The organism is Nocardia sp. NPDC059154, assembly GCF_042755705.1.
Classification (GTDB): Bacteria; Actinomycetota; Actinomycetes; order Mycobacteriales; family Mycobacteriaceae; genus Nocardia.
On the sequence record NZ_JBHZCS010000030.1, the window covers coordinates 79,556 to 103,406 of the forward strand.

The window sequence follows — 23,851 nt, forward strand, 5'->3', positions numbered from 1 at the left end:
GCCTTGTCCGGCCGCGCCCGCGTCAGCCCTGCACCGTACGGTGCGGGGCCAGCTGTCGTTGCCTGAATTGACTGCTCTGAACTGGGATTTCGTTGGTCTCGGTGAGCGGGACCGGAGCGATTTGTGACCCCGCTAACACGCCACGATCGGAGGGTGGCCCAGTGGCGGGTCGTACCCGGAAGGACGGAGGCGGCCGATGCGCATCGGCATGCTCATGCCATATCTCGAGGGTCTGGTGACCTCGGGCGGATTTCTGCGGGAGTTCGCGGCGGCGGCGGAGGAATGCGGGCTGGATTCGATCTGGACCGTGGAACACGTTGTGGTGGCACAGGATTACGAGCCGCTGTACCCGTATTCGCCCGACGGACGGATGCCGGGCGGGGATCTCGGGGTGCCGATGACGGATCCGCTGGAGACGCTGGCGTTCGTGGCGGCGGCGTCGAGCACCCTGAAGCTGGGCACCGCCATGGTGGTGGCGCCGCTGCACAGCCCGGTGGTGCTGGCCAAGCGCGCCGCCACCATCGATCGGCAGTCGGGCGGGCGGTTGCTGCTCGGGCTCGGAATCGGCTGGCAGAAAGAGGAATACGCGGCGATCGGGGTGCCGTTCGAGGATCGTGGCGGATGCCTGGACGACTGCATCGGGGCCATGCGCGCGCTGTGGACGGAGTCCCCGGCCACGTATCAGGGCAAGCACGTGTCGTTCGAGAAGCAGTTCTGCCTGCCGCAGCCCGAACGGTCGATTCCGATCGTGCTGGGCGGCAACAGCGCTCCGGCGGTGCGGCGCGCGGCCCGGGTCGGGGACGGCTGGTTCCCGTACACCATCTCGTCCGAGGATTTCGCGCGCGGGGCGGACCGGATTCGTGAGTTGTCGCGGGAGGCGGGACGTGCCGAGGACGCGGTCGAGATGACCATCTGGCCGGGCTCCTTCGATTTCACGCGCGAGTTCGACCCCGGCTACGTGCGCCCCTATGTCACGGCGGGCGCGAGCCGCGTTGTGCTCACCCCGCCCATGTTCGGCCCGGAGTCCCTGCTCAACGGCGTGGAAAACCTTGCGGCCTACGTGGATCGGTATCGCAACGAGGTGGAGGCGAAGCTGTGAATCCCGCGACGGCTGTCCGCGTTGTCGACCGCATCGTCCTGCCCGCCAACCGTGCGGAGGACTGGCTGACCCGCTGGCGCAGCGACTATCTGCCGGGGGCCACCGCCCGCGGACTGCGTTCGCCCCAGGTGCTGCACGAGCACACCGGCGCGGATTCGGTTGCCGTGCAGATCATCTGGGAACTGCCCGGCATCTACGACTTCTACGGCATGCGGGGCGCGGCCGCCGCCGATCCCGCCGTCTCGGCCTTCTGGTCGGACACCGACGCGGTCGCGCTGACGCGGGAGCGGCACGTCCTGGCGGTACAGGAGGAACTGTCATGAGCCGCTGGGTGATTCTCACCGCCCCGCCCGCCGGAGACGACGCGGACGGGCAGCTCGCCGCGCAGGCCACGGCGGCGACCGCGACACCCGGGGTCACGCACTGCTCGGCCGGTGTCGATCTGCCCGGCAGCACGGGCGGACTCGGCGCGGTCTGGGATCTGGCCGCCGACTCGGCGCCCGCGACCGTCCTGCCCGTTCTGCCCGCCACCGCCGATGTGGTTCCACTGGCCCCGGTGAACGCCCGCGTGGTGCGGCTGGATTCCGCCCGCCGCATCAAGCGCACCCTGCTGCTCACGGTGCGGTCCGGCACGGCTCCGGATACGGTGGCGCGCTTCGAATCCGACCTGATGGCCATGCCCGCGCACATCTCGGCCATCCGGTCCTGGTCGCTGAGCCGGGTGCCGGGCCACGGCCGCTGGACCCATGTGTGGGAGCAGGAGTTCGCCGACCCGGACGGGCTCAATGGCGATTACCTGCTGCATCCCTACCACTGGACGCACGTGGATCGCTGGTTCGACGGCGAGATCCCGGATTCCATCGTGGAACCGGCGATCGCGCACCTGTACCGCTGGGCCGACGGCCCGGTGCTGGGGAACTGAGCGGTGCTGCCGAACTGATCAGCTGGGATCGCGCAGCTGCTGTTTGAGCACCTTGCCGCCGGCATTGCGCGGGAGGTCGTCGACGAAGACGATCTCCCGCGGCACCTTGTAGCCGGCCAGGCGCGAGCGCGACCACTCGATGAGGGTGGCCGGATCGGTCGCGGCCCCGTCGGCGGGCACCACGACGGCGCGGCCGACCTCGCCGAGCCGCTCGTCGGGGATGCCGATCACCGCGACATCGCGAATATCCGGGTGCTGCAGCAAGACCCGCTCGATCTCGGCCGGGTAGGCGTTGAAGCCGCCGACGATGAACATGTCCTTGAGCCGGTCGGTGATGCGCAGGTAGCCGTCGTGGTCGAGGGTGCCGACATCGCCGGTGTGCAGGTAGCCGTCCGCGTCGATGGCGGCGGCGGTGGCCTCGGGGTCGTCGAGGTAACCGAGCATGACATTCGGGCCCTTGACGGTGATCTCGCCGGGTTCGCCCGGCGCCACCGGTGTGCCGTCGCGATCGAGGATGCGGATCTCACTGCCGGACAGGGTCTTTCCGACCGTGCCCGCGACCAGTTCGGTGGGGGCGTCGGGCGGGCAGATGGAGACGACGCCGATGGATTCGGTGAGGCCGTAGGCGGTGAAGACGTAGGGGACGCGCAGATCCTCGCGAATGCGCCGCACCAGTTCGGTGGGGATGGTCGCGCCGCCGGTCCCGGCCAGGCGCAGCGAGCCCAGTAGGTGCTGATCGTGCTCGGCGGCCAGCAGGTCGGTGAAAAGCGTTGGCGGCCCGGCCAGCACGGTGATCCGCTCGCTCTCGATGAGCTGCAGCGCCCGGGCGGCGTCGAAGCGCTCCATCGGAACCATGGTGGCGGTGCGCAGCAGGCAGGCCAGGATGCCGGCCTTGTACCCGAAGGTGTGCGAGAACGGGTTCACCAGCAGATACCGGTCGCGCGGGCGCAGCGTCACCGCGTCGGCCCACTGCGCGAGCACCTCCAGGGTCTGCCGGTGCGTGGCGAGCACGCCCTTGGGTGCGCCGGTGGTGCCGGAGGTGAACAGGATGTCGGACACCGACTCCGGATCCACCTGGGCGCTGCGCTCGACCGCGGACTGCGGCTCGATCACGGTGCCGGGAGCCAGAAATCCTGCCCAGGAGCTGATGTCCCAGTCGGCCGCGTTCTCGCCGCGGGCGTCGTCGAGCAGGATGACATGTTCCAGATCCGGTAGGGGACGGCCGGATTCGGCCAGCATGGCCGGATAGTCCGCGCCCAGGAACTCCTGGACCGTGCACACCGCCTTGACGTGGCTGCGGGCCAGCACCTCGGCGGTCTCCGCGCCACGCAGCCGGGTGCTGATCGGCACCAGAGTCGCTCCCGCACCGAGCATTCCGAGCGCGGTCACGATCCAGCGCACGCTGTTGGGGGCCCACATGCCCACCCGGTCGCCGGGTTCGAGCCCCGACGCCATGGCCGCCCGGGTCACCGCGGCGACATCCTCGGCGAGTTCGGCGAATGTCAGCCGCCCCGCCGGCCCGGCAATGGCCACCGCCTCCGGATAGCGCCGCGCCCGGTCCGCCACCAGCGCCGGAATGGTCGTCACGGGCCCGGCCGCGGAGCTGCCGCCCGAGTGCCGCCGATCCATCCGCCCATCCTGCCCCAACCCGCAGTCCGCGTAGCCCATTTTCGAAGTGCCATCCCGCTGACCGGGCGTGCTGTTCCGCCTCCCCGAGACTTCAGCGCACGGTTTGGGAGCCGTTGCCGGTTTCGCACGCGTGCCGGCGGTCTGGAGCGCCACCGATTTTGGGGGTCCCCGGGGAGTTACCCCGGTCGGCGCGAGATCAGTTGTCGCGTTGGGCAACGGGGCCGGGTGTGAGTGTCGGTCCTTTCATTCCGCTGATCGGGATGGGAGTTGGGTGTGGGCGCGCTCACCCGGCACGCTCGTTGAAGTGGTCCCGTAGTGGGGACGGGATGGATATTGCCCGGCAGGCCGCTCGAGCAGCGGCGGAGCGCTGGAGTGCGAATGAATCCAGGACCTCGAAGGAGTGACATGACGGCCGGAACGGAGCTTGCGCAGCGTCTGGACCTTGCGGCGGGCGCGACCGTTGTCGAACTCGACGGCGCGTGCGGACTGTCGCGAGAGAAGATCGGCGGCAAGGCGTGGAGCATCGACCACATGCGGGCCCTCGGTCTGCCGGTGCCGCCCGCGTTCGTCATCACCACCGACGGCTGGGCCGACTACACGCGACGCGGCGCCATCGCCGATGAGATCTGGGCGCAGGTGCTCGACGGCATCGCCATGATCGAGCGCGGCACCGGCCGTCGCTTCGGGTCGGCGGAGCGCCCGCTGCTGGTGTCGGTGCGCTCGGGTGCGGCCATCTCGATGCCCGGCATGATGGACACCGTCCTGAACCTCGGCATGACCGACGCGGTGCAGCAGGCGCTGGCCGTGGAGACCAGCAATCCGACCTACGCGCAGGACACCCGGCAGCGCTTCGTGCATCAGTACCGCGAGACCGTGCTCGGCGACGCGAACGGCGCGGTCCCGGCCGATCCGTGGGACCAGCTGCGCGGTGCGATCGAGGCCGTGTTCCGGTCCTGGGATTCCGCGCGCGCCAAGACCTATCGCGCCAACCGCGGCGTGCCCGACACCCTGGGCACCGCGGTCACCGTGCAGGCCATGGTATTCGGCAACCTCGACGAATTGTCCGGCACCGGTGTGCTTTTCAGCCGCAACCCCAATACCGGCGACGGCCCCGTCTACGGCGAGTGGCTGGTCGGCGGGCAGGGCGAGGACGTGGTGTCCGGCCGCCTGACCCCGCGCCCGCTCGACGAGCTGGCCGCCACCCAGCCCGCGGTGCACGAGCGGCTGATCGCCGCCGCCCAGCTGCTCGAGCACGACGGCCGCGATCTGCAGGACGTGGAGTTCACCGTCGAATCCGCCACGCTGTGGCTGCTGCAGTCGCGTCCCGCCAAGCGCTCGGCGCGGGCCGCGGTGCGTACCGCGGTCGCCATGGTCGAGGAGGGGCTGATCAGCGCCGACGAGGCCCTGGACCGGGTCACCGCCGACCAGGTGCACGAGGTGCTGCGCCCCGCCTCCGGCGACACCGGCGGTCAGGAGCCCCTCGCCCGCGGCGAATCCGCCTGTCCCGGACTGGCTTCCGGCGTCGTCGTGACCGATCCCGACGAGGCCGAGGCGCGCGCCGAGGCGGGTGAGGACGTCATCCTGGTGCGTCCCACCACCAGCCCCGACGATCTGCACGGCATGATCGCCGCGCGGGCCATCGTCACCGAATTGGGCGGCACCACTTCGCATGCCGCGCTGGTCAGCCGGGAACTCGGCCGCCCGTGCGTGGTCGGCTGCGGGCCCGGTGTGGTCGCCGCGCTGACCGGCAAATCTGTCACCGTCGACGGCGGCGCCGGGCTGGTGCTGCCCGGCGAGGTCGTCGCCAAGCCGGTCGAGCAGGCCGTCCTCGACGATGTGCGTCAGCTCGCCCAGTGGGCGGGCGTGACCGGCGAGCAGCTCGCCGACCGGCTCGAAAACCGCGCTGTCGCATCGGAAGACGCCGAGGCCGCCACCGAGAACGCCGAGCAGGAAGAGGTTTCCGTGAACGCTCCCGTCACCGAGCTGGCCGTGCTGCGGCTGGTCGGCATCAAGGGCCGGGTGAACGTCGACAATCTGGCCGCCAGCCTGTTCGCCGACACCGCCGAGATCGCCTCCTGCTGTGAGGGTTTGGTGACCGCGGGCTACTGCGCCACCACCCCGGCCGGCTTCCGCATCACCCCCGAGGGCCGCCCGCGCCTGGAGCAGCTGCTGGCCGAGGAGCGCGCGACCGTCGACGCGGCCGCCATGACCGCCGCCTACGACGAGTTCTGCGTCTTCAACGGCGACCTCAAGGTCATCATCACCGACTGGCAGATGAAGGACCCGGCTACGGTCAACGATCACGCCGACGCCGAGTACGACGCCTCGGTGCTGGGCCGGCTCAACGAGACTCACCAGCGCCTGCGCCCGCTCATCGGCCGCCTGGGCGGGCTCGCCCCGCGCCTGTCCCGCTACCTGGACCGCCTCGACCGCGCCGTCGAGCGCATCGCCGAGGGCGACCACACCTACGTGGCCCGGCCCATCATGGACAGCTACCACACCGTCTGGTTCGAGCTGCACGAAGACCTGATCGGCCTGTGCGGCCTGACCCGCGCGGAAGAGGCGGCGGCCGGCCGTGCCCACTGAGCCTGATATGACCACCGAGCCCGTCGTGACCACTGATTCCATGCCCTCCCGCTGGATCGACTTCGCCCAGATCGACAATGTGCGCGACCTGGGCGGGCTCCCCGTAACCGGCGGCGGCACCACACGTTTCGGCATCGTGCTGCGCTCCTCCACGCTGCAGCAGGCCACCTGCGACGACCTGTCGCACCTGGTCGAGAAGCTGGGCCTGCGCACGGTCATCGACCTGCGCCTGCCCGACGAGGTGGAGCGCGAGGGCTACGGGCTGATCGCCGACTCCGGTCTGCGCATCGCCAACCTGCCGATCCGTAAGTCGCCGCAATCCTCGCTGGCCGCACGGGATCTGGTCCCCGACAAGACCCGCGTCGACCTGACCGAGCTGTACGGTCAGCTGCTCGGCGGCAGCGGCGAGCACATCGTCGAGGCGGTTCGCCTCATCGTCGATCCGGACAGCCATTCGGTGCTGTTCCATTGCGCCGCAGGCAAAGACCGCACCGGCGTGCTCGCCGCGGTCCTGCTGGACGCGGTCGGGGTCCCCGCCGAGGCGATCGCCCACGACTACGCCCTCACCAACGAGCGCATCCAGAAGGTCCGCGACCGACTCGACGCGCTCCCGTCCTACGAGGGCCTGCCGCAGACCAATACGGGCATCCTGGCCGTCTCCCCGGAGGTCATGCTCGGCTTCCTGAAGGACCTGCATGCCGAGCACGGCGGGGCCGCCAACTGGCTACTCGCCAACGGACTTTCGGAGTCCGAACTCCAGCGGCTCCGCGAGGTTCTGGTCGTCGCCTAGGCCTCAGGTCCCGGTCGCTACCTCAGGTCCGGTCGTTCCAGCCTCCGGCAGCAGCGACCGGACCCCCGCCGGGAGGCCGCCGCTCGCGGCAGCCTCCCGGACGAAACTCTCCAGCGTCGCCCGGAACGCCCCGGCGGCGTGCGTGGGTGTGACGTCCTTGCGATGGGCGAGCGCGACCGTCCGATGCAGCCCGTGGGATTCGCGCCCGCCGTCGCCCGACAGCGGAATCCCGCGCAGCCCGGGCCGTCCGGCCAGCACCGTGGACGGGACGACCGCGATCCCGAGTCCCACCTCCACGAACCGCAGCACGGCATCCATCTCGCCGCCCTCGACCGCGAAGCGGGGTTCGAACCCCGCCTCCCGGCAGGCCCCGATCGTCGCCTCCCGCAGGTCGTAGCCCGGCCGGAACATCACCAGCGGCCGGTCCCGCAGATCCGTGATCCGCAGGTGCGAGCGCTGGGGCAGGGAACTGTCGCCGACCCTGGCGGTGACCACCAGATCCTCGCGCAGAATCGGTGTGGTGGCCAGCGGGGTGTCCTCGCCCAGCGGCAGGATCACCAGCGCCGAATCGAGTGCGCCCCTGGTCAATTGCCGCACCAGATCCCGCGACCCGCCCTCCTCCACCAGCAGCCTGATCCCCGGATACGCGTCGTGATACCGCCGCAGCGCATCGGCCAGCAGCCCCGAACACAGCGACGGCGTCGCCCCGAGCCGAACCCGCCCCCGCCGCAGCCCCGCAAGCTCCTGCACCTCCAGCCGCGCAGTATCCACATCCGCCAGAATCCGGGTAGCCAACGGCAACAACGCCTCACCCGCCGGAGTCAGCGTGATATTCCCCCGCGCCCGGCTGAACAGCGAAGCCCCGAGCTCGCTCTCCAGCGTCCGAATTTGCTTCGACAACGACGGCTGCGCAACCCCCAGCGCATCGGCCGCTCTGGTGAAATGCCTGGCCTGCGCCACAGCCAAAAAGTACGACAACTGCTGCAACTGCACAGTCGATAGCCTAGAACTATGAACTCCGCCATTCCGATTCCGAGTCGATTATCACGAACACTCGTGCTCTCGAGCGGGGGCTGGTGGCGTATCGGGCGTGAGGTCGCTGCGTGGTGCGGACGGCGGACGGCCGTTGATCGAGAAGACCGCAATTTCCCATTCCGGCGGCCCCGTCCACGCCGTACTCTCGAATGGCATTGCCTCATGAGCGAGAAACCAACCGGTTACGAATTCAGGAGGTCGACATGCGAACCCAGGACAAGATCAGCACGGGAATGTTCCGTATCGATCTGGGCAGATTCTTCATGGAACAGGCTCGCAGCGTGGTGTCAGGTCTCGGCGATGGACGGGATGACGACCAGCCGGAGGCCGAGCAGCGTGAGGTGACCATTACCCGGAGCCCGGACAAGAACGAGGTATTCGACCGCTGGATCCGGCAGTCGCTGAAGGACCCCTACGGCGCGAGAGCGAACATCACGATCACCGAACTGGACAACCATGGGGAGCCCGTTCTGGCGATCAGTCTGATAAATGCCTGGACTCGCTCGTGGAACGTTCCCTCGCTCGAGTCCGGCAACGCTGGGTCGGCGAAGGAGACCGTCACTCTCTCCTGCGACAGGATGAAAATCGAGCAGTTCTAGCCTGCGGCGTACCTACCGTCGCATGAGCTGTGCGAGGTCACGAACTCGACGATCAGATACCAGCCGGCGGTCTCGACCTCCATGAGGCCGCCGAGCTGGGGTCTTCGCAACACCTCGAATACGCTTCCGGCGATTCTTGATTCGAATAATCGCTGATGTGGGAGGGTGCGGCCCATGCTGATCGAATACGGGGTGTGGGTTACGCGATTGGCGCTCGCCGTGGTGTTCGGGTTGTCGGCCTGGGGGAAACTGGCCGATCGCGCCGGTACGCGGCAGGCGGTGGGGGAGTTCGAGGTGCCGGTGCGGTGGGTACCCGCCGTGGCGTGGGGGCTGCCGGTCTCCGAGGCGGTGTTGGCGGTCGGCGTCGTCCTGCCGTGGACGGCCGCCGCGGCGGCCGTCGGCGCGCTGCTCCTGCTGACGGTCTTCACGGTGGTCATGGTCGGCTTGTTGCGGCGCGGCAAGCGTCCCTCGTGCTCATGCTTCGGCGCGGCGAGTACGACGCCGATCGGCGCGCGCAGCATCGTGCGCAACGGTCTGTTGATGGTGCTCGCGGCGTCGGTCGTGTGGGGCGGGTTGGCCCGTCCCTCGGTGCCCGCCGGACTGGCTGCCGATGCCGCGACCGCGCTTGCGCTCGGCGCGCTGCTGTGCGGGGTCCTGGCGTGGCTGGTCGGCCAGGTCGGCGCGCTGCGGCGCCGGCTGGACGAGCAGGCGCTTTCGACGCTGGGCGCCGAGGGCCTGCCGGTCGGCTCGGTCGCGCCGGAGTTCGAGTTGCTCGACCTCGCGGGCGCCCGCACGAACCTCGCGGACCTGCTCTCGGGGGGCCGGGCAGTGCTGCTGGTGTTCGTGCACCCGGGCTGTGAGATGTGCGCCGCGCTGGCCCGTGAGCTGCCGCGGTGGCGGGCGCGCACGGCCATGACCATGGTCGTCGTCGGGAACGGCGATGCCGATGAGCAGGCCGTTTGGGGTGCCGAACAGGGTCTGGGCGAGATCCCGTCGCTGGTCCAGCAGGGCAACGAGGCGGCGCTGCGATATCGCGTCCGCGGTACACCGTCGGCTGTGCTGATCGACGCCGAGGGCCGGGTCGCCGCACCCGTTGCGCGGGGCGCTATCGCGATCCGTGAGTTGATTTTCGCCGGGAGATCGATCCGAGCCCAGCTTTCCTCTCGGAGCAACGGCCACCACGCCGCTAACCAGGGCCGGAACTGACCCCTCGGTCCGGTTACCTCCGCCAGAAACCGGCTGGAAGTCCAAATCTATTGTCGCACAGAGAATTTCGTGTACACAGCGCTCTCGCGCCGATACGATGCTGAGTGCATCGATGCAGAACCGCGTACGAATCCCATCCACTACTTCTGGCAGGGAGATGTCATGGCGGACTTCGCATTCACCGATTACTCCGGCAAGGAATTCATCATCCGGCTCAATGACCCGCAGCGCATCGCGGAAGCACGTCGGATCCTGTCCGGCGAGGAGCAGATGTCGATCCATGTCATGGGCCGCATCAGGAAGCGGGTGGCAGACTACAACCCGGGTTGGAGCTTCCACCTCGACCCGGACACGATCAGCTTCTTCACTGTGGCGATCGAGGTCTGCGACTCGGCTATCTCCTACGTCGAGGAAAACCTGGACGAGGCTTGCGGCGCTTTCCTGCCGGGTTGCTTCTGGTGTCCGTGGTCGTCCCGACTCACCCGAGAGATCCGCTGATCGCGACGCCGTCGGCGGCGGACCCCGGCCGAGTGCTCTCGGCCGGGGTTCGCTGGTTCAGTCTCCGTGTGACATCGTTCACGGGCCGCATTCACTACTTGCAGTAGTAATTCCGGTTGCAGCTCGGTGCATAGGCCAGGGTCATGGAGACCAGAGCATTGGGGACTTGGACCGGGGGTGCGGAGCGGACGTAGTTTCCGCTGGTGGCTGTCGTAATACCTGAGCTCTACCGGACGACGGTGGGCAAGAAGGCCGTGATGGCGGTGACCGGGGGCATTCTGGTGCTGTTCCTCATCGCCCACATGGCCGGGAATCTCAAAGTGTTTCTGGGGGCGTCGGATTTCAATCACTATGCCGAGTGGTTGCGGACGGTTGGTGAGCCCGCGGTGCCTCGGCGGGGGCTGTTGTCGGCTGTGGAGGTCGTGCTCGCGGTGAGCGTGATCCTGCACATGTGGTCGGCGGTCTCGCTTGCGCGTACGGCGCGGCGCGCCAGGCCGGTCGGGTACGCGGCGAAGAAGAAGTCGCATGCGCAGGGTTATGCCGTTCACACCATGCGGTGGGGCGGGGTGATCATCGCGCTGTATCTCGTCTGGCATCTGCTGGATCTGACCTTCGGCGCGGTGAATCCTCTGGGCCGCAACGCGACTCCGTATGAGAAGGTGGTCGCCGACTTCGCGCCGTCCCACTGGTACGTCACGCTCTTCTACGTTGTCGCCGTGGTCATGGTGGGTCTGCACCTGCGGCACGGCATTCGCAGTGCCGCCCGGACCCTGGGTCTGGCCGGGGCTCGCGGCTACGACCTGCTCGCGGCCGCCGTCTCGATCCTGCTGGTCGCCGGTTTCCTGGCCGTCCCGATCGCTGTCTCCTTCGGATGGGTGAAATAGCCATGAACGACAGTCTTTTCCGCATCGGCGAGCCCATCGCCGACACCAGAGCGCCGGGCGGGCCGATCGCCGAGCGCTGGACCGCCCGTAAGTTCGAGGCCAAGCTGGTCAATCCCGCGAACAAGCGCAAGAAGACGGTCATCGTCATCGGCACCGGGCTGGCCGGCGGCTCGGCGGGGGCCACGCTCGGGGAGCAGGGCTATCGCGTGATCCAGTTCTGTTTCCAGGATTCGCCGCGGCGGGCGCACTCGATCGCCGCGCAGGGCGGGATCAATGCCGCCAAGAATTACCGCAACGACGGTGACAGCGTGCACCGGCTGTTCTACGACACGGTCAAGGGCGGCGACTACCGGTCGCGCGAGTCGAATGTGCACCGGCTGGCGGAGATCTCGACGCAGATCATCGATCAGTGTGTGGCGCAGGGTGTTCCGTTCGCCCGAGAGTACGGCGGCCTGCTCGACAATCGGTCGTTCGGCGGCGCGCAGGTCTCGCGCACCTTCTACGCCCGCGGCCAGACGGGGCAGCAGCTACTGCTGGGCGCGTATCAGGCGCTGCTGCGGCAGGTCGACGCGGGCACCGTGGAACTGCATGCGCGGCACGAGATGCTCGACCTGATCATGGTGGACGGGGTGGCGCGGGGCGTGGTCGTGCGCGACCTGGTCACCGGCGCGATCCGGTCCTACACGGCCGACGCCGTGGTGCTGGCCTCCGGCGGGTACGGCAACGTCTACTTCCTGTCGACCAATGCCATGGGCTCGAATGTCACGGCCTCGTGGCGGGCGCACAAGCACGGCGCGTACTTCGCCAATCCCTGCTTCACACAGATTCATCCGACCTGCATCCCGGTCTCGGGCGAACACCAGTCGAAGCTGACGCTCATGTCGGAGTCACTGCGCAACGACGGCCGGGTGTGGGTGCCCAAAAACATTGGGGACCAACGCAAGCCCGGCGATGTGCCCGAGCACGAGCGCGACTACTACCTGGAACGCATCTATCCGGCATTCGGCAATCTGGTGCCGCGCGACATCGCCTCCCGCGCGGCCAAGAACGTCTGCGACGAGGGGCGCGGGGTCGGGCCGGGCGGGCTCGGCGTCTATCTCGATTTCGCCGACGCCATCGGGCGGCTCGGCGTCGATGCGGTGAAAGCCAAGTACGGCAACCTTTTCACGATGTACGAGCGGATCACGGGCGAGAACCCGTACGAGATGCCCATGCGCATCTACCCCGCCGTGCACTACACCATGGGCGGGCTGTGGGTGGACTACGACCTGCAATCCACCATTCCGGGACTGTTCGTGATCGGGGAGGCCAATTTCTCCGACCACGGCGCCAACCGGCTCGGGGCCTCGGCGCTCATGCAGGGCCTGGCCGACGGGTATTTCGTTCTGCCGGCCACCCTCGGCGACTATCTCGCCCGGGGTCCGGTCGGGGAGGTGCCGGCCGCCGCGATCGCGGCCGCCGAGGCCCGGGTCACCGCGATGATCGACAGACTCCTGTCCATCCGGGGCGACCGCACCGTCGACTCCTTCCACCGCGAGCTCGGCCACCTCATGTGGGAGTACTGCGGCATGGAACGGACCGAGGCGGGTCTGCGCAAGGCGCTGGCCCTGATTCCCGCACTGCGCGCGGAGTTCTGGGAGCGCGTCAACGTGCCGGGCTCCGGGGACGACCTCAACCAGTCGCTGGAGCGCGCGGGCCGGGTGGCCGACTTCCTCGAACTGGCCGAGCTCATGGTCATCGATGCCCTGCACCGCACCGAATCGGCGGGCGGCCACTTCCGGGCCGAGTCGCAGACCGAGGACGGTGAGGCACGCCGCGACGACGAGAACTTCTCCTATGTCGCCGCGTGGGAATGGAACCAGGACGCGCCACCGACGCTGCACCGGGAAGCGCTGAGCTTCGAGTACGTCCAGCCCAGCACGCGGTCCTACAAGTAAGAGCGGAATCGAGAATGAAACTCACCCTGCGTATCTGGCGGCAGCGGAACTCCCGCGACAAGGGCGGGATGGTCGACTACGGCGTGGAGGTCTCGCCCGACGCGTCGTTCCTGGAAATGCTCGACGTCCTCAACGAACGGCTCACCGGCGCCGGCGAGGAGCCGATCGCCTTCGACCACGACTGCCGCGAGGGCATCTGCGGCGCGTGCTCACTCGTCATCGACGGCACTCCGCACGGCCCGGAGCAGGCCACCACCACCTGCCAGCTCCACATGCGGAAGTTCGCCGACGGCGACACGATCACCGTGGAACCGTGGCGGGCCAAGGCTTTTCCCGTCATCAAGGACCTGATGGTCGACCGCTCGGCCTTCGACCGGATCATCCGGGCGGGCGGCTACATCACCGCGCCGACCGGCGCCGCACCCGAGGCCCACTCGATCCCGGTGCCGAAACCCGACGCCGACCTGGCCTTCCAGGCTGCCGAATGCATCGGCTGCGGCGCGTGCGTGGCCGCCTGCCCCAATGGTTCGGCCATGCTCTTCACCGCCGCCAAGGTCACCCACCTCGGCCTCCTGCCGCAGGGGCAGCCGGAGCGCCGCTCCCGCGTCGTCGGCATGCTCGAAGCCCATGACGATGCGGGCTTCGGCGGCTGCACCAACACCGGCGAATGCACCCTGGCCTGCCCGAAGGAAATCCCGCAGGACGTCATCGGCCGCCTGAACAGGGACTTCCTCCGCGCTGCGAGAAAGGCCCGCTGACCCCCTGATGTGGCCGCGCCGGAGAGAGATCCGATCAGCGCGCCTCGATCATGATCTTGCCTTCTTCACCGGGCACGACGAGCGGGAGCAGGCGTTCGGCCTCGTCGCGGACAGCGGCCTCGGTGGCACGGGTGAGGGAATGCCAGGGCGTGATCCGAATCGTGGAACCGTCCAGATCCCAACGGCCGTGGACGAATCCGTCGACGAGATACATGGGCACGCCGCCCGAGGCGATCTTGGCGATGCGGGCGCGGTCGGCGTCGCTGATGATGCGGCTGCGGTCGCGGTGGCCGAGGCAGGCATTGTCGAAGGCGGGGAGGAAGCGGACGGGAGCGGGGAGTTCGGGGTCGGCGATCGGGGCGTCCGGGAGGTCGAAGAGTTCGCGGCCCGAGTCATCGTGCAGGACACGGAGTTCCGGGCGCAGGCGGGCTATCACCGCTGCCAGGCGGGTGACGCCCGCGAACTCCTGGATGTCGGCGGCGGTGGCCGGGCCGTAGGCGGCCAGGTAGCGGCGGATGAGGGCTTCCGGGCGCGGGCCGTCGGCCAGGGACGCGCCGATCGCCTCCGCGGCCGGCGACACCGAGACCGAGCGGCCGCGCCACGCGCCCCACACACCCGCGGCGGGATCATGTACCAGCGGGTGGATGATGCCGAGCGCGTGCACCAGGGCGCGCGGTTCACGGCCCGGGAAGCGTTCGGACAGCCGCTTGCCGAGGTCGCGGCGGGAAATGGTGGTGCCGGTCAGCAGTTCCGTTCCGGCCGAGGCCAATTCGGCGATATCGAGGCCCTCGACCGCATCCCGGAGATACACCGAGCGGAGCGTGGGCTCGATCGTCGGGCGGACCGTCGGGTACAGCCAGCGGTAGTCCTGGGCGTCCGTCAGGTGGACGGTCCGGCGAATCGTGGTGGCGCGTACCACGGTTCGATCACGCAGCAGCGCGGTCAGATCCTCATGACGGAAATCGGTGAGGCGCGACCACAGCCCCACATACGGCCAGTTCGGTTCCTGCGCCTGCACCGCGACCAGATGCCGGACCAGCTCGGCGGCGGGCATGGCGACCCGTTCGTTCAACTTCTGACGCAGCAGCAGCGTGCGGTTTAGGGTTCGCAGCGAGAGTTCCGGCATGGGTCCATTTTCGACGGAACTAGGACAGATCAGATCCTATATGGAGGACGTATGGGCACGGTGACGGCGGGGGAGTTCCGGCACATCTACGACCCCAGCGGGCCGGATCAGTGCTGGTACATCAACGATCACACCCTGATCCAGGACACCGGCGGGCGCTGGCACCTGTTCGGCATCACCCATCCCGAGCCCGCCGACCCCTTCGACGAGACCGAGTTCGCGCACGCCACCGCCGACGACCCGCACGGCCCGTGGACCAAGCATCCGGCCGCGCTGACGGTGGACCGCGAGCGCGGCGAGACCCACCTGTGGGCCCCCTTCGTGGTGCGCGACGGCGACACCTACTTCATGTTCTACGACGGCGGCGGAACCGACCGCACCGCAACGGGTATGGGCCTGGCCATCTCCACCGACCTGTTCCACTGGACCCGGCATCCGGGCGGCCCGGTCTTCCGCGACGGCTACGACGCCCGCGACCCCATGGTGCTGCGGGTGGCCGGGCAGTGGGTCATGTACTACTGCGCGACCAGCGCCCCCACCGGCGGCAACCACGTCGTCGCCTACCGCACCAGCCCGGACCTGGTGCACTGGAGCGAGCGCCGCATCGCCTACACCGACCCGGCGACCGGAACCGGCGCGGGCAATACCGAATCGCCGTTCGTACTCCGCCACGCCGGCGCCTGGTATCTGCTGATCGGTCCGCGCCCCGGCTATGTCGGCACCGAGATCTTCCGCGGCGACAACCCTTTTCACTTCGACGCGTCCGGCCGCGTGGGGCACGTGCCCGCCCACGCGGCGGAGGTGATCACCCACGAGGACGCCCTCTGGATCACCCACGCGGGCTGGGCGCAGGGCGGAGTCGCGCTGGCCCGCTTGCACTTCCCACGCTGAGGGAGCCCGGCCCGCGTTCACCCCGAAAATCCGATTTCGGGCGTGGCGTGCGGCCTGAACTGGAATTCTGAACGGAGTCGAGAGTCCACCCAGTGCGGGGAGGCAGGCAGTATGGCCCGAATCGGCGTGATCAGTCTTTCCGACGGCCGCGACTATGTGCACGGCGGCATCGTCGGATTCATCCGGACCGCGGAGGACCGGCTCGTCACCGAGCTGACCGCGGCCGGGCACACCGTGATTCGCGGTGTGCAACCCATCGGCGGCAACGACCAGGCGGTGCGGGTGGCCCGGCAGGTCGAGGCGGCCGGGGTGGACCTGACCGTGCTGCACTACGCGGTGTGGGCGTTCCCGCACTTCACCATGCTGGCCGCGGGCGCGCTGCGCGGGCCGCTGCTGCTGCTGTCCAATATCGACCCGGTGCAGCCGGGCATGGTGGGCATGCTGGCTGCGGGCGGCGCGCTGGATCAGATCGGCCGCGCGCACGCCCGGCTGTGGGGCGATCCCGCCGATCCAGACCTGATCGCGGCCATCGGGGAACGCGCTCGCGGTGCGGCGGCGGTGGCCGGCCTGCGGGGCAGCACCTTCGGGCGCATCGGCGGGCGGCCCATGGGCATGAACACCGCGGTCGCCAATACCGATCAGTGGCAGCGGGCGTTCGGCATCGATGTCGAGGAGATCGACCAGTGGGAGATCGTGCGCCGGGCCGAACTCGCCGACGCTGGTGAGGCCCGGGCGGCGCGAGAATGGCTGGAGCGCAATACCGCCGGGGTCCACTACGACGGCGGCAAGCTGACGCCTGAGCTGCTGGAACGGCAGCTGCGCTCGTACCTGGCCATGCGGGATCTGATCGCGGAATGGCGGCTGGATTTCTCCGGCATCAAGGGACAGCCGGAGCTCACCCAGTACTTCGCCACCATGGACATCACCGAGGCGTTCCTCAACGACCCCTACGACTGGAACGGGCCCAAACAGCCCCATGTATGCGCCACCGAGGCGGATATGGACGGGGCGCTCACCATGCAGCTGCTCAAGCAGATCGCGGGCACGCCGGTGCTCTTCGCCGATGTCCGGCACTATCACGCCGACCGCGACATCTGGGATCTGTGCAATTCCGGCCAGCACGCCACCTGGTACGCGGCGCGCAGCGACGATCCGGCCGAGAATCTGGCCCGGGTGCACCTGTATCCGGAAGTGTTCTTCTTCCCGGCCGGCGGCGCGTCGGTGCATCACCTGGCCGCGCCCGGGCAGATGACGCTGGCCCGGCTCACCCGCCGCGACGGCGCCTACCGCATGCAGCTGATGCTCGGCGAGTTCGAGACCTACGACCCGGCCACCAACGAATCGCTGATGAAACAGTCCACCTGGGAGTGGCCGCACGCCTTCGCCCGCCTGGACGCCGACGCCGGGGACTTCCTGTCCCGCTTCGGCGCCAATCACATTCACGCCGTGCCGGGCGACCAGCGCGCCACCGTCCGCGCGGCCTGCGAACTGCTCGACGTCACGCTCGACGAGTTCAGCCGGGCGAGCTGACATGTTCCTCGGCATCGATATCGGCACCTCCGGATCCAAGGGCGTCCTGGTCGACCACGCGGGCACGGTCGCGATGAGAGCCGAACGACCGCACCGGGTTTCGACGCCGCGCCCGGGCTGGGTGGAGCACGACGCGGAGACCGTGTGGTGGGCCGACTTCGCGGCCATCGCCCGCGAACTGGTGGCGGCCGCCGACGGCGAACCCCTCGAGGGGCTCGCGGTGAGCGGCATCGGGCCGTGCCTGCTGCCCGCCGACGCCGCCGGCCGTCCGCTGCGGCCCGCCATCCTCTACGGGGTCGACACGCGCGCCGGCGACGAAATCGAGGAACTGAACGCGGAATTGGGCGCACAGACCGTGCTGGAGCGCTGCGGCTCGCCGCTCACCAGTCAGGCGGTCGGGCCGAAGCTGCGCTGGCTCATCCGCCACGAGCCGCAGGTGTGGCGGGCCACCCGGATGCTGTTGATGGCGAGCTCGTTTCTGGTCCATCGACTCACCGGCCGCTACGTCCTGGACCATCAATCCGCCAGCCAGTGCGTGCCCATGTACGACCTGATGGCCCGCGACTGGGCCGTGGACTGGGCCGAATCCGTCGCACCCGGCCTGCGACTACCCGAATTGGCCTGGCCCACCGAGATAGTCGGCCGGGTCACCGCCGAGGCCGCCGCGGCCACCGGCCTGCCCGCCGGGCTGCCGGTCACCACCGGCACCATCGACGCCTGGGCCGAGGCCGCCGGTGTCGGCGTCCGGGCCCCCGGCGACTGCATGATCATGTACGGCACCACCATGTTCCTCATCCAGGTGCTGACCGGCCCCCGCCCCCAGCCCGGCCTGTGGACCACCTGCGGAACCTGGCCCGGCACTTACACGTCCGCCGCCGGCATGGCCACCTCCGGCGCGATCACCGACTGGCTGCGCACCCTCACCGGCGGCGATTTCTCCGAACTCGTCGACGAGGCAGCCCACGTTCCGCCCGGCAGCCGCGGGCTGCTGGTGCTGCCCTACTTCGCGGGTGAACGCACGCCCCTGTTCGATCCGGACGCCCGCGGCGTGATCGCCGGTCTCACCGTCACCCACCAGCGCGCCGACCTCTACCGCGCGGTCCTCGAGGGCATCGGCTACGGCGTGCGGCACAACCTCGAGGCCATGGCCGCCGCGGGGGCTCCCGCCACCCGGCTGGTGGCCGTGGGCGGCGGCACCAAGGGCGGGCTGTGGACCCGCATCGTCTCCGACATCACCGGCCTGCCCCAGCAGCTTCCGGCCGACACGGTCGGTGCGGCCCTGGGCGACGCCCTGCTCGCCGCCGAATCCCTGGGCCTGGACACCGCCGCCTGGAACCCGATCATCACCACGGTCGAACCCGACCCGTCGGTCACCGCCCACTACGCCCCGTACTACCGCCACTACCGATCCCTTTACGACGCAACGAGAGCCACCGCCCACTTCCTCGCCCGGGAGCAACACCGCGCCGCCCCGTGACACCCGCTAGGGTCCGGCGGGGAAGGGCAGGTGGATGACTCGATATCACCGCATCGCGGCGCAGGACCTCGGCCGCCTCGGGGCGCTCAGCGACGGAATCTTCGCTGTGGCAATGACATTGCTGGTGCTGGATCTGCACGTGCCCGCGGGCGAGGCGTGGCACGAGCGCTCGCTGTGGAGTGCGGGCGCGGTCTCCGACGAGCAACCGGTCTGGCATGCCCTCACCCACGTGGGCCCGCAGTTCCTCATCTGCCTGCTGGGTTTCCTCACCCTCGGCATGTTCTGGATCGGCCAGCAGACCCAGCTCAACCTCATGGACCGGGCGGACCGCTCGCTCACCTGGATCCATCTCATGTTCCTGTTCGGAATCTGCCTGGTGCCCTTCGCCACCGCGCTGCTGGCCGCCTTCCCCCAGTCCCGCCTGGCCCTGCTGGTGTACTGGGCCGACCTGCTGTATCTGGGCCTGGTCCAGCTCGCCGCGCTCCGCTATGCGCGTCGCGCCGGTCTGCTCGCCGAGCACACCGGACCCGAGGACCTGACGGCCATCCGCCGCCGCATCGGCATCGTGCAACTGCTGTATGCGGCGGCGGTGGTCCTCTGCCCGATCAGCACCTACCTGAGCATCGGGCTGATCATCGCACTCCAGGTGAATTCGGCTGTCTCCCCGCCGATTCGCCCGTTCGATCGTTTCTGAGGGCTACTGCGCGGCGGCGAATCCGGCGCGCAGATCGGCGAGGATGTCGTCGATGCCCTCGATTCCCACGGCCAGGCGGACCAGGCCGGGGGTGACGCCCGCCGCGAGCTGCTCCTCGGGGGTCAGCTGGGAGTGGGTGGTGGAGGCGGGGTGGATGACGAGGGAGCGGACGTCGCCGATATTGGCGACGTGGCTGTGCAGGGTGAGGGCTTCGACGAAGCGCTTGCCCGCGTCGACCCCGCCGGCCAGCTCGAAGCCGATGATGGCGCCGACGCCCCTGGGGGCCAGTTGCTTTCCGCGTTCGTACCACGGTGACGACGGCAGGCCCGCATAGGAGACGGCCGTGACCTCGGGTCGCTCGGTGAGGAATTCGGCCACCGCCCGGGCATTGGCGACGTGCCGCTCGAGGCGCAGGCTGAGGGTCTCCAGGCCCTGGCTGATGAGGAAGGCGTTGAACGGCGAGATGGCCGAGCCCAGATCACGCAGCAGCTGCACCCGCGCCTTGAGCGCGTAGGCGGGTGCGCCGAGATCGGCGTAGACCACACCGTGGTAGCTCGGGTCGGGCTCGGTGAATCCGGGGAAACGTCCACTGCGCCAATCGAAGGCACCGCCGTCCACGATCACGCCCGCGATGGCCGCGCCGTGCCCGCCCAGGTACTTCGTCGCCGAGTGCACGACGATGTCCGCCCCGTTTGCGAGCGGCTGGATGAGATACGGGGTGGCGACGGTGTTGTCGACGATGAGCGGGAGCCCGGAACCGTGCGCGACCTCCGCGGTGCCGGGAATGTCGAGAATGTGGTTCTGCGGGTTGGACACCGTCTCCCCGTAGAAAGCCTTGGTGTTCGGGCGGATTGCCGCCCGCCACTGGTCGAGGTCGTCCGGATCCTCGACGAAGCTCACCTCGATGCCCAGCCGCGGCAGCGTGTACCGGAACAGGTTGTAGGTGCCGCCGTACAGCCGCGGGCTGGACACGATGTGGTCCCCGGCCCCCGCGAGGTTCAGGATCGCGAAGGTCTCCGCCGCCTGACCCGAGGCCAGCAGCAGCGCGGCCACGCCGCCCTCCAGCGCGGCGATCCGCTGCTCCACCGCGTCCTGGGTGGGATTCATGATGCGGGTGTAGATGTTTCCCGGCTCGGCCAGCCCGAACAGCGCGGCGGCGTGATCGGTGTCGCGGAAGACGTAGGAGGTGGTCTGGTAGATGGGCAGCGCGCGGGCGCCGGTCGCGCCGTCGGGCGTCTGCCCCACGTGGACCTGCTTGGTCTCGAAACTCCAGGCGGCGGTGGGGTCTTCGGGCAGAGCGGATGCGGTCATCGGGGCCTCCGGTGGGTTGGGGACGTGTTCCTACTGGGTGACGAGGGTGGTCTCGGCCACGGCCCGGCCGGTCGCCTCGACGATGTCGTTCAACGGAGTGCTCAGCTCGGTTGTCATACCGCGTGAAGCTACGACCCGGCCACCGGTACCGACGATGGTTACGCTCGCCGTGAGCGCAATCGCGGCCGGTCGCACGGCCCCGGAGCTACCCGCCGGCCATGTGATGGACGCCAACTGGTCAACCGTTCGGCAGACAGGGTTGCGCGGGGGTGGTATGAATTCGCGGTGGCATGGACTTTGCGGCTCAGCGAGGACGAAGAAGCTGCGCTGAGTGCGCAGGCGGCGACGGAGGGGCGGTCGAAACACGACATTGCCCGGGACGCCATCCGGACCTACATCACCCGGCACCAGACCTGGGACGACTATCTGTCCGACGGTCCGGTCGTCTACGGGTAGTAGGTGTCGCGTATCTCGGTGTAGCGCTGGCGAATAGCGTCGCCGATCCCCACTGCCAGAGCATGGAATTCGGTGCCCGCGGGGGCGGGCCAGCGGGGCGGGCGGGGACCGCCGCGCAGGGCCCAGGCGGCCTGGCGGGCCGCGCCGAGGGCGACGTATTCGCTCGGATTGGGCACCGTGACGGTGCGGCCGAAGATGGTGGCGGCGGCATGCGCGATGAGGCGGGACCGGGATGCCCCGCCGATCAACAGGATTCGATTCGGCACCGTCGGCAGGCGGTCCAGGGCCTCGGCGATATTGCAGAGCATGCCCTCGATGGCGGCGCGGGCCAGATGGTGCGGACGCATGGTGTGCGGGCGCAGGCCGTGCAGGCTGCCGGTGGCGTACGGCAGATTCGGGGTCCGCTCACCCGCGAGATAGGGGAGCAGGGTGAGACCGTCCGCGCCCGCGGGCGACTGGGCGGCCAGCACCTCCAGGCCGGACACATCGATGCCCAGCAGCATCGCGGTCGCGTCCAGCACCCGGGCGGCATTGAGCGTGCACACCAGCGGCAGGAACGCCCCGGTGGCGTCGGCGAACCCGTTCACCGCGCCGGAGGGATCGGCGCTGGGGTGCGTGGCGCGGGTGAAGACGGTGCCGCTGGTCCCGAGCGAGACCACCACATCCCCCTCCGCGATGCCCAAACCCAGTGCAGCGGCGGCATTGTCGCCGGTGCCGGCCGCCACCAGCCGCCCGCCCGGCGTGTGCCCGGCGATCTCGGCGGGCGCCAGCACCCGCGGCAGCGCGGGACTGCGGCCGCGGAAGGCCAGCGCCAGCAGATCCGGGCGGTAGGCGCCCGCGGCCGGTGACCAGTACCCGGTGCCGGAGGCGTCACCCCGATCGGTGGTCGGCTCGGTGGCCGGATCACCGCCGCGCAGCTGCCAGGTCAGATAGTCGTGCGGCAGCAGGACCCGGACCGTCTGGTCGGCCAGCTCGGGTTCGTGATCGGCGAACCAGCGCAGCTTGGCCACCGTGTGCGCGGCCAGCGGCACACTCCCTACCGCGTCCGCCCACGCCTGCGGCCCGCCCAGCTCGTCCACCAGCTGTGTCGCCGCCTCCGCGGACCGGGTGTCGTTCCACAGCAACGCATCCCGCACCGGATGCCCGGCCGCGTCCAGCGCCACCAGTCCGTGCTGCTGCCCGGCCACCGCGATGGCCTCCACATCGCGCATCATGCGATCACACGCCGCCCGCAGTGCCTCCCACCACATGAGCGGCGGCACCTCGGTCCCGTCGTAGTGCGGAATCTGGCGGTGCCGCAATATCGTTCCGGTATCGGCATCGCACACCACGATCTTGCAGGACTGAGTGGACGAGTCCACTCCGGCAACGACCGTCATTGGCCAGCCACCACCCTCTATCGTGCCGCCGCCCGTCCGGGATGCAGCTGGATCTTGCGTCCGGTGCCCGCGCGGAAGGTCTGCAGGGCATCGCCGAATTCGTCGAGTGCGAAGTCGTGGGTGATCACGGTGTCGGCGTCGATGACGCCCTCACCGAGCAGGTCCACGGCCCGTCCGAAACTGTGCAGCACGGCCATGGAGCCGACGATGGTGATCTCGTCGTTGTAGACGCGGAACGGCGAGATGCTCGCCCGCGCCGCCGCCGGCGCCACCCCGAACTGCTGGTAGGTGCCGCCGCGCCGCACCCGGGACAGCCCGTCCTCGATCGCGGCCACCGTTCCGCTGCAATCGATCACGATCTCCCAGCCCTCGGGCCGGTCCATGTCCTCGGCGGACACGGTGGCCGCGTCCGCGCCGAGCGTGCGCGCGGTGGCCAGCCGGTCGGCATTGGTGTCCACCATCGACACCGACGCCGCGCCGGCCGCGATGGCCAGCTGCAGCATGAGCAGCCCCATGGTGCCCGCGCCGTAGATCAGGTAGTGCGATCCGAGTCGCCGTGGCAGCACGTCGAATCCGTGCACCGCGCACGAGAGTGGTTCCACCAGTGCGCCGTGCGCGGGCGGCACATGCCCGGGCAGCCGATAACAGTTGGCGGCGGGCACTTTCACGTACTCGGCCATGGCGCCGTCCACGGTGTCGCCGATGGCGCCCCAGTTCTCGCAGAGATTGCCGCGCCCGATCGCGCAGTAGTGACAGCGCCCGCAGAACAGCGAGGGATCCACCGCCACCCGGTCACCGGCCCGCACCCCGGCCGCGTCCGCGCCGAGCGCCACCACCTCCCCCGCGAATTCGTGGCCCGGCACGATCGGATAGGGCGTGGGCGGGAATTCGCCCTCCACGATATGGATATCGGTACCGCATATCCCGACCGCATCCACCCGGATCACTACCTCACCGGTGCCCGGAGTAGGATCCGGCACGGATTCGACCGAGAACTGTCCGGGCTTCTCGACCACCAAGGCGCGCATAGCAATAACCATGCAC

23 protein-coding genes are annotated in these 23,851 nt (G+C 69.4%); 16 read left to right on the forward strand and 7 right to left on the reverse strand.

From position 1 onward, the window contains the following. Positions 1 to 196: 196 nt before the first annotated feature. From ACFXN1_RS25290 to ACFXN1_RS25300, 3 genes are read left to right on the forward strand one after another with little or no spacing between them, the layout of a single operon-like run. Positions 197 to 1,099 (forward strand): LLM class F420-dependent oxidoreductase, encoded by a 903-nt coding sequence (locus tag ACFXN1_RS25290; protein WP_379440128.1) that lies wholly within the window; start codon positions 197 to 199, stop codon positions 1,097 to 1,099. After that, complete coding sequence (locus tag ACFXN1_RS25295) at positions 1,096 to 1,422, forward strand: hypothetical protein (protein ID WP_379398883.1); 327 nt, start codon at positions 1,096 to 1,098, stop codon at positions 1,420 to 1,422. The genes ACFXN1_RS25290 and ACFXN1_RS25295 overlap by 4 nt, the downstream gene beginning before the upstream one ends. Then, positions 1,419 to 2,021 carry a Dabb family protein gene (locus ACFXN1_RS25300; protein WP_379398882.1) on the forward strand — a complete coding sequence of 201 codons (603 nt, stop codon included), beginning with the start codon at positions 1,419 to 1,421 and terminating at the stop codon, positions 2,019 to 2,021. Before ACFXN1_RS25295 ends, ACFXN1_RS25300 begins: the two co-directional genes overlap by 4 nt. An 18-nt stretch (positions 2,022 to 2,039) precedes the next feature. On the opposite strand, the gene ACFXN1_RS25305 is transcribed toward ACFXN1_RS25300, so the two are convergent. Then, a complete protein-coding gene (locus ACFXN1_RS25305; protein ID WP_379440130.1) occupies positions 2,040 to 3,650 on the reverse strand; it encodes a FadD3 family acyl-CoA ligase in 1,611 nt (536 codons plus the stop codon). A 405-nt stretch (positions 3,651 to 4,055) separates the two neighbouring features. On the opposite strand from ACFXN1_RS25305, the gene ACFXN1_RS25310 reads away from it, so the two are divergent. Beyond that, positions 4,056 to 6,236: a pyruvate, phosphate dikinase gene (locus tag ACFXN1_RS25310; RefSeq protein ID WP_379440132.1), complete on the forward strand. Its 2,181-nt coding sequence runs from the start codon at positions 4,056 to 4,058 to the stop codon at positions 6,234 to 6,236. Positions 6,237 to 6,243: 7 nt separating this feature from the next. Continuing rightward, positions 6,244 to 7,026, forward strand: a complete 783-nt coding sequence (locus tag ACFXN1_RS25315) for a tyrosine-protein phosphatase (RefSeq protein WP_379440133.1) — start codon at positions 6,244 to 6,246, stop codon at positions 7,024 to 7,026. 3 nt (positions 7,027 to 7,029) lie between these two features. Here the strand turns inward: ACFXN1_RS25315 and ACFXN1_RS25320 are convergent, their stop codons facing one another. Then, on the reverse strand, positions 7,030 to 8,019 hold the full coding sequence (locus ACFXN1_RS25320; RefSeq protein ID WP_379440135.1) for a LysR family transcriptional regulator: 990 nt from the start codon (positions 8,017 to 8,019) through the stop codon (positions 7,030 to 7,032). 245 nt (positions 8,020 to 8,264) lie between these two features. On the opposite strand from ACFXN1_RS25320, the gene ACFXN1_RS25325 reads away from it, so the two are divergent. From ACFXN1_RS25325 to ACFXN1_RS25350, 6 genes are all read left to right on the forward strand, one after another. Beyond that, a complete protein-coding gene (locus tag ACFXN1_RS25325; protein WP_379440136.1) occupies positions 8,265 to 8,660 on the forward strand; it encodes a phage tail protein in 396 nt (131 codons plus the stop codon). Positions 8,661 to 8,834: 174 nt separating this feature from the next. Continuing rightward, positions 8,835 to 9,866 (forward strand): peroxiredoxin family protein, encoded by a 1,032-nt coding sequence (locus tag ACFXN1_RS25330; protein WP_379440138.1) that lies wholly within the window; start codon positions 8,835 to 8,837, stop codon positions 9,864 to 9,866. Positions 9,867 to 9,935: 69 nt separating this feature from the next. Then, positions 9,936 to 10,364 (forward strand): calmodulin, encoded by a 429-nt coding sequence (locus ACFXN1_RS25335; protein WP_354834914.1) that lies wholly within the window; start codon positions 9,936 to 9,938, stop codon positions 10,362 to 10,364. A gap of 203 nt (positions 10,365 to 10,567) precedes the next feature. Beyond that, a complete protein-coding gene (locus tag ACFXN1_RS25340; protein ID WP_379382449.1) occupies positions 10,568 to 11,248 on the forward strand; it encodes a succinate dehydrogenase cytochrome b subunit in 681 nt (226 codons plus the stop codon). 2 nt (positions 11,249 to 11,250) lie between these two features. Further along, entirely contained in the window at positions 11,251 to 13,185 is a 1,935-nt protein-coding gene (locus ACFXN1_RS25345) for a fumarate reductase/succinate dehydrogenase flavoprotein subunit (RefSeq protein ID WP_379440140.1), read from the forward strand. 14 nt (positions 13,186 to 13,199) lie between these two features. Beyond that, positions 13,200 to 13,943, forward strand: coding sequence for a succinate dehydrogenase/fumarate reductase iron-sulfur subunit (locus ACFXN1_RS25350; protein ID WP_379440141.1), 744 nt, complete (start codon positions 13,200 to 13,202; stop codon positions 13,941 to 13,943). Positions 13,944 to 13,977: 34 nt separating this feature from the next. Here ACFXN1_RS25350 and ACFXN1_RS25355 read toward each other — a convergent pair whose 3' ends face one another. Beyond that, positions 13,978 to 15,069, reverse strand: a complete 1,092-nt coding sequence (locus tag ACFXN1_RS25355) for a winged helix DNA-binding domain-containing protein (RefSeq protein ID WP_379440143.1) — start codon at positions 15,067 to 15,069, stop codon at positions 13,978 to 13,980. A gap of 51 nt (positions 15,070 to 15,120) precedes the next feature. Here ACFXN1_RS25355 and ACFXN1_RS25360 point away from each other — a divergent pair, with 51 nt between their 5' ends. The 4 genes from ACFXN1_RS25360 (at position 15,121) to ACFXN1_RS25375 (ending at position 19,661) form a co-directional block, all read left to right on the forward strand. Then, positions 15,121 to 15,960 (forward strand): glycosyl hydrolase family 32, encoded by an 840-nt coding sequence (locus ACFXN1_RS25360; RefSeq protein WP_379440144.1) that lies wholly within the window; start codon positions 15,121 to 15,123, stop codon positions 15,958 to 15,960. A gap of 111 nt (positions 15,961 to 16,071) precedes the next feature. Beyond that, complete coding sequence (locus ACFXN1_RS25365) at positions 16,072 to 17,490, forward strand: L-fucose/L-arabinose isomerase family protein (RefSeq protein ID WP_379440146.1); 1,419 nt, start codon at positions 16,072 to 16,074, stop codon at positions 17,488 to 17,490. A gap of 1 nt (position 17,491) precedes the next feature. Next, on the forward strand, positions 17,492 to 18,967 hold the full coding sequence (locus ACFXN1_RS25370) for an FGGY-family carbohydrate kinase (protein ID WP_379398868.1): 1,476 nt from the start codon (positions 17,492 to 17,494) through the stop codon (positions 18,965 to 18,967). Between the two features lie 34 nt (positions 18,968 to 19,001). After that, entirely contained in the window at positions 19,002 to 19,661 is a 660-nt protein-coding gene (locus ACFXN1_RS25375; protein WP_379382436.1) for a TMEM175 family protein, read from the forward strand. A gap of 3 nt (positions 19,662 to 19,664) precedes the next feature. On the opposite strand, the gene ACFXN1_RS25380 is transcribed toward ACFXN1_RS25375, so the two are convergent. Both ACFXN1_RS25380 and ACFXN1_RS25385 read right to left on the reverse strand, forming a co-directional pair. After that, the gene (locus ACFXN1_RS25380) at positions 19,665 to 20,972 is read right to left on the reverse strand and encodes a bifunctional o-acetylhomoserine/o-acetylserine sulfhydrylase (RefSeq protein ID WP_379440147.1); all 1,308 of its coding nucleotides are present in this window, start codon (positions 20,970 to 20,972) and stop codon (positions 19,665 to 19,667) included. A gap of 30 nt (positions 20,973 to 21,002) precedes the next feature. Continuing rightward, complete coding sequence (locus ACFXN1_RS25385) at positions 21,003 to 21,206, reverse strand: hypothetical protein (protein WP_379440149.1); 204 nt, start codon at positions 21,204 to 21,206, stop codon at positions 21,003 to 21,005. Between the two features lie 51 nt (positions 21,207 to 21,257). On the opposite strand from ACFXN1_RS25385, the gene ACFXN1_RS25390 reads away from it, so the two are divergent. After that, the gene (locus tag ACFXN1_RS25390) at positions 21,258 to 21,428 is read left to right on the forward strand and encodes a ribbon-helix-helix protein, CopG family (protein WP_379398866.1); all 171 of its coding nucleotides are present in this window, start codon (positions 21,258 to 21,260) and stop codon (positions 21,426 to 21,428) included. Here ACFXN1_RS25390 and xylB read toward each other — a convergent pair. Both xylB and ACFXN1_RS25400 read right to left on the reverse strand, forming a co-directional pair. After that, positions 21,419 to 22,807 carry a xylulokinase gene (gene xylB, locus ACFXN1_RS25395; protein WP_379440151.1) on the reverse strand — a complete coding sequence of 463 codons (1,389 nt, stop codon included), beginning with the start codon at positions 22,805 to 22,807 and terminating at the stop codon, positions 21,419 to 21,421. The genes ACFXN1_RS25390 and xylB overlap by 10 nt on opposite strands. A 17-nt stretch (positions 22,808 to 22,824) precedes the next feature. Next, positions 22,825 to 23,835, reverse strand: coding sequence for a zinc-dependent alcohol dehydrogenase family protein (locus tag ACFXN1_RS25400; protein ID WP_379398864.1), 1,011 nt, complete (start codon positions 23,833 to 23,835; stop codon positions 22,825 to 22,827). Positions 23,836 to 23,851 lie beyond the last annotated feature (16 nt).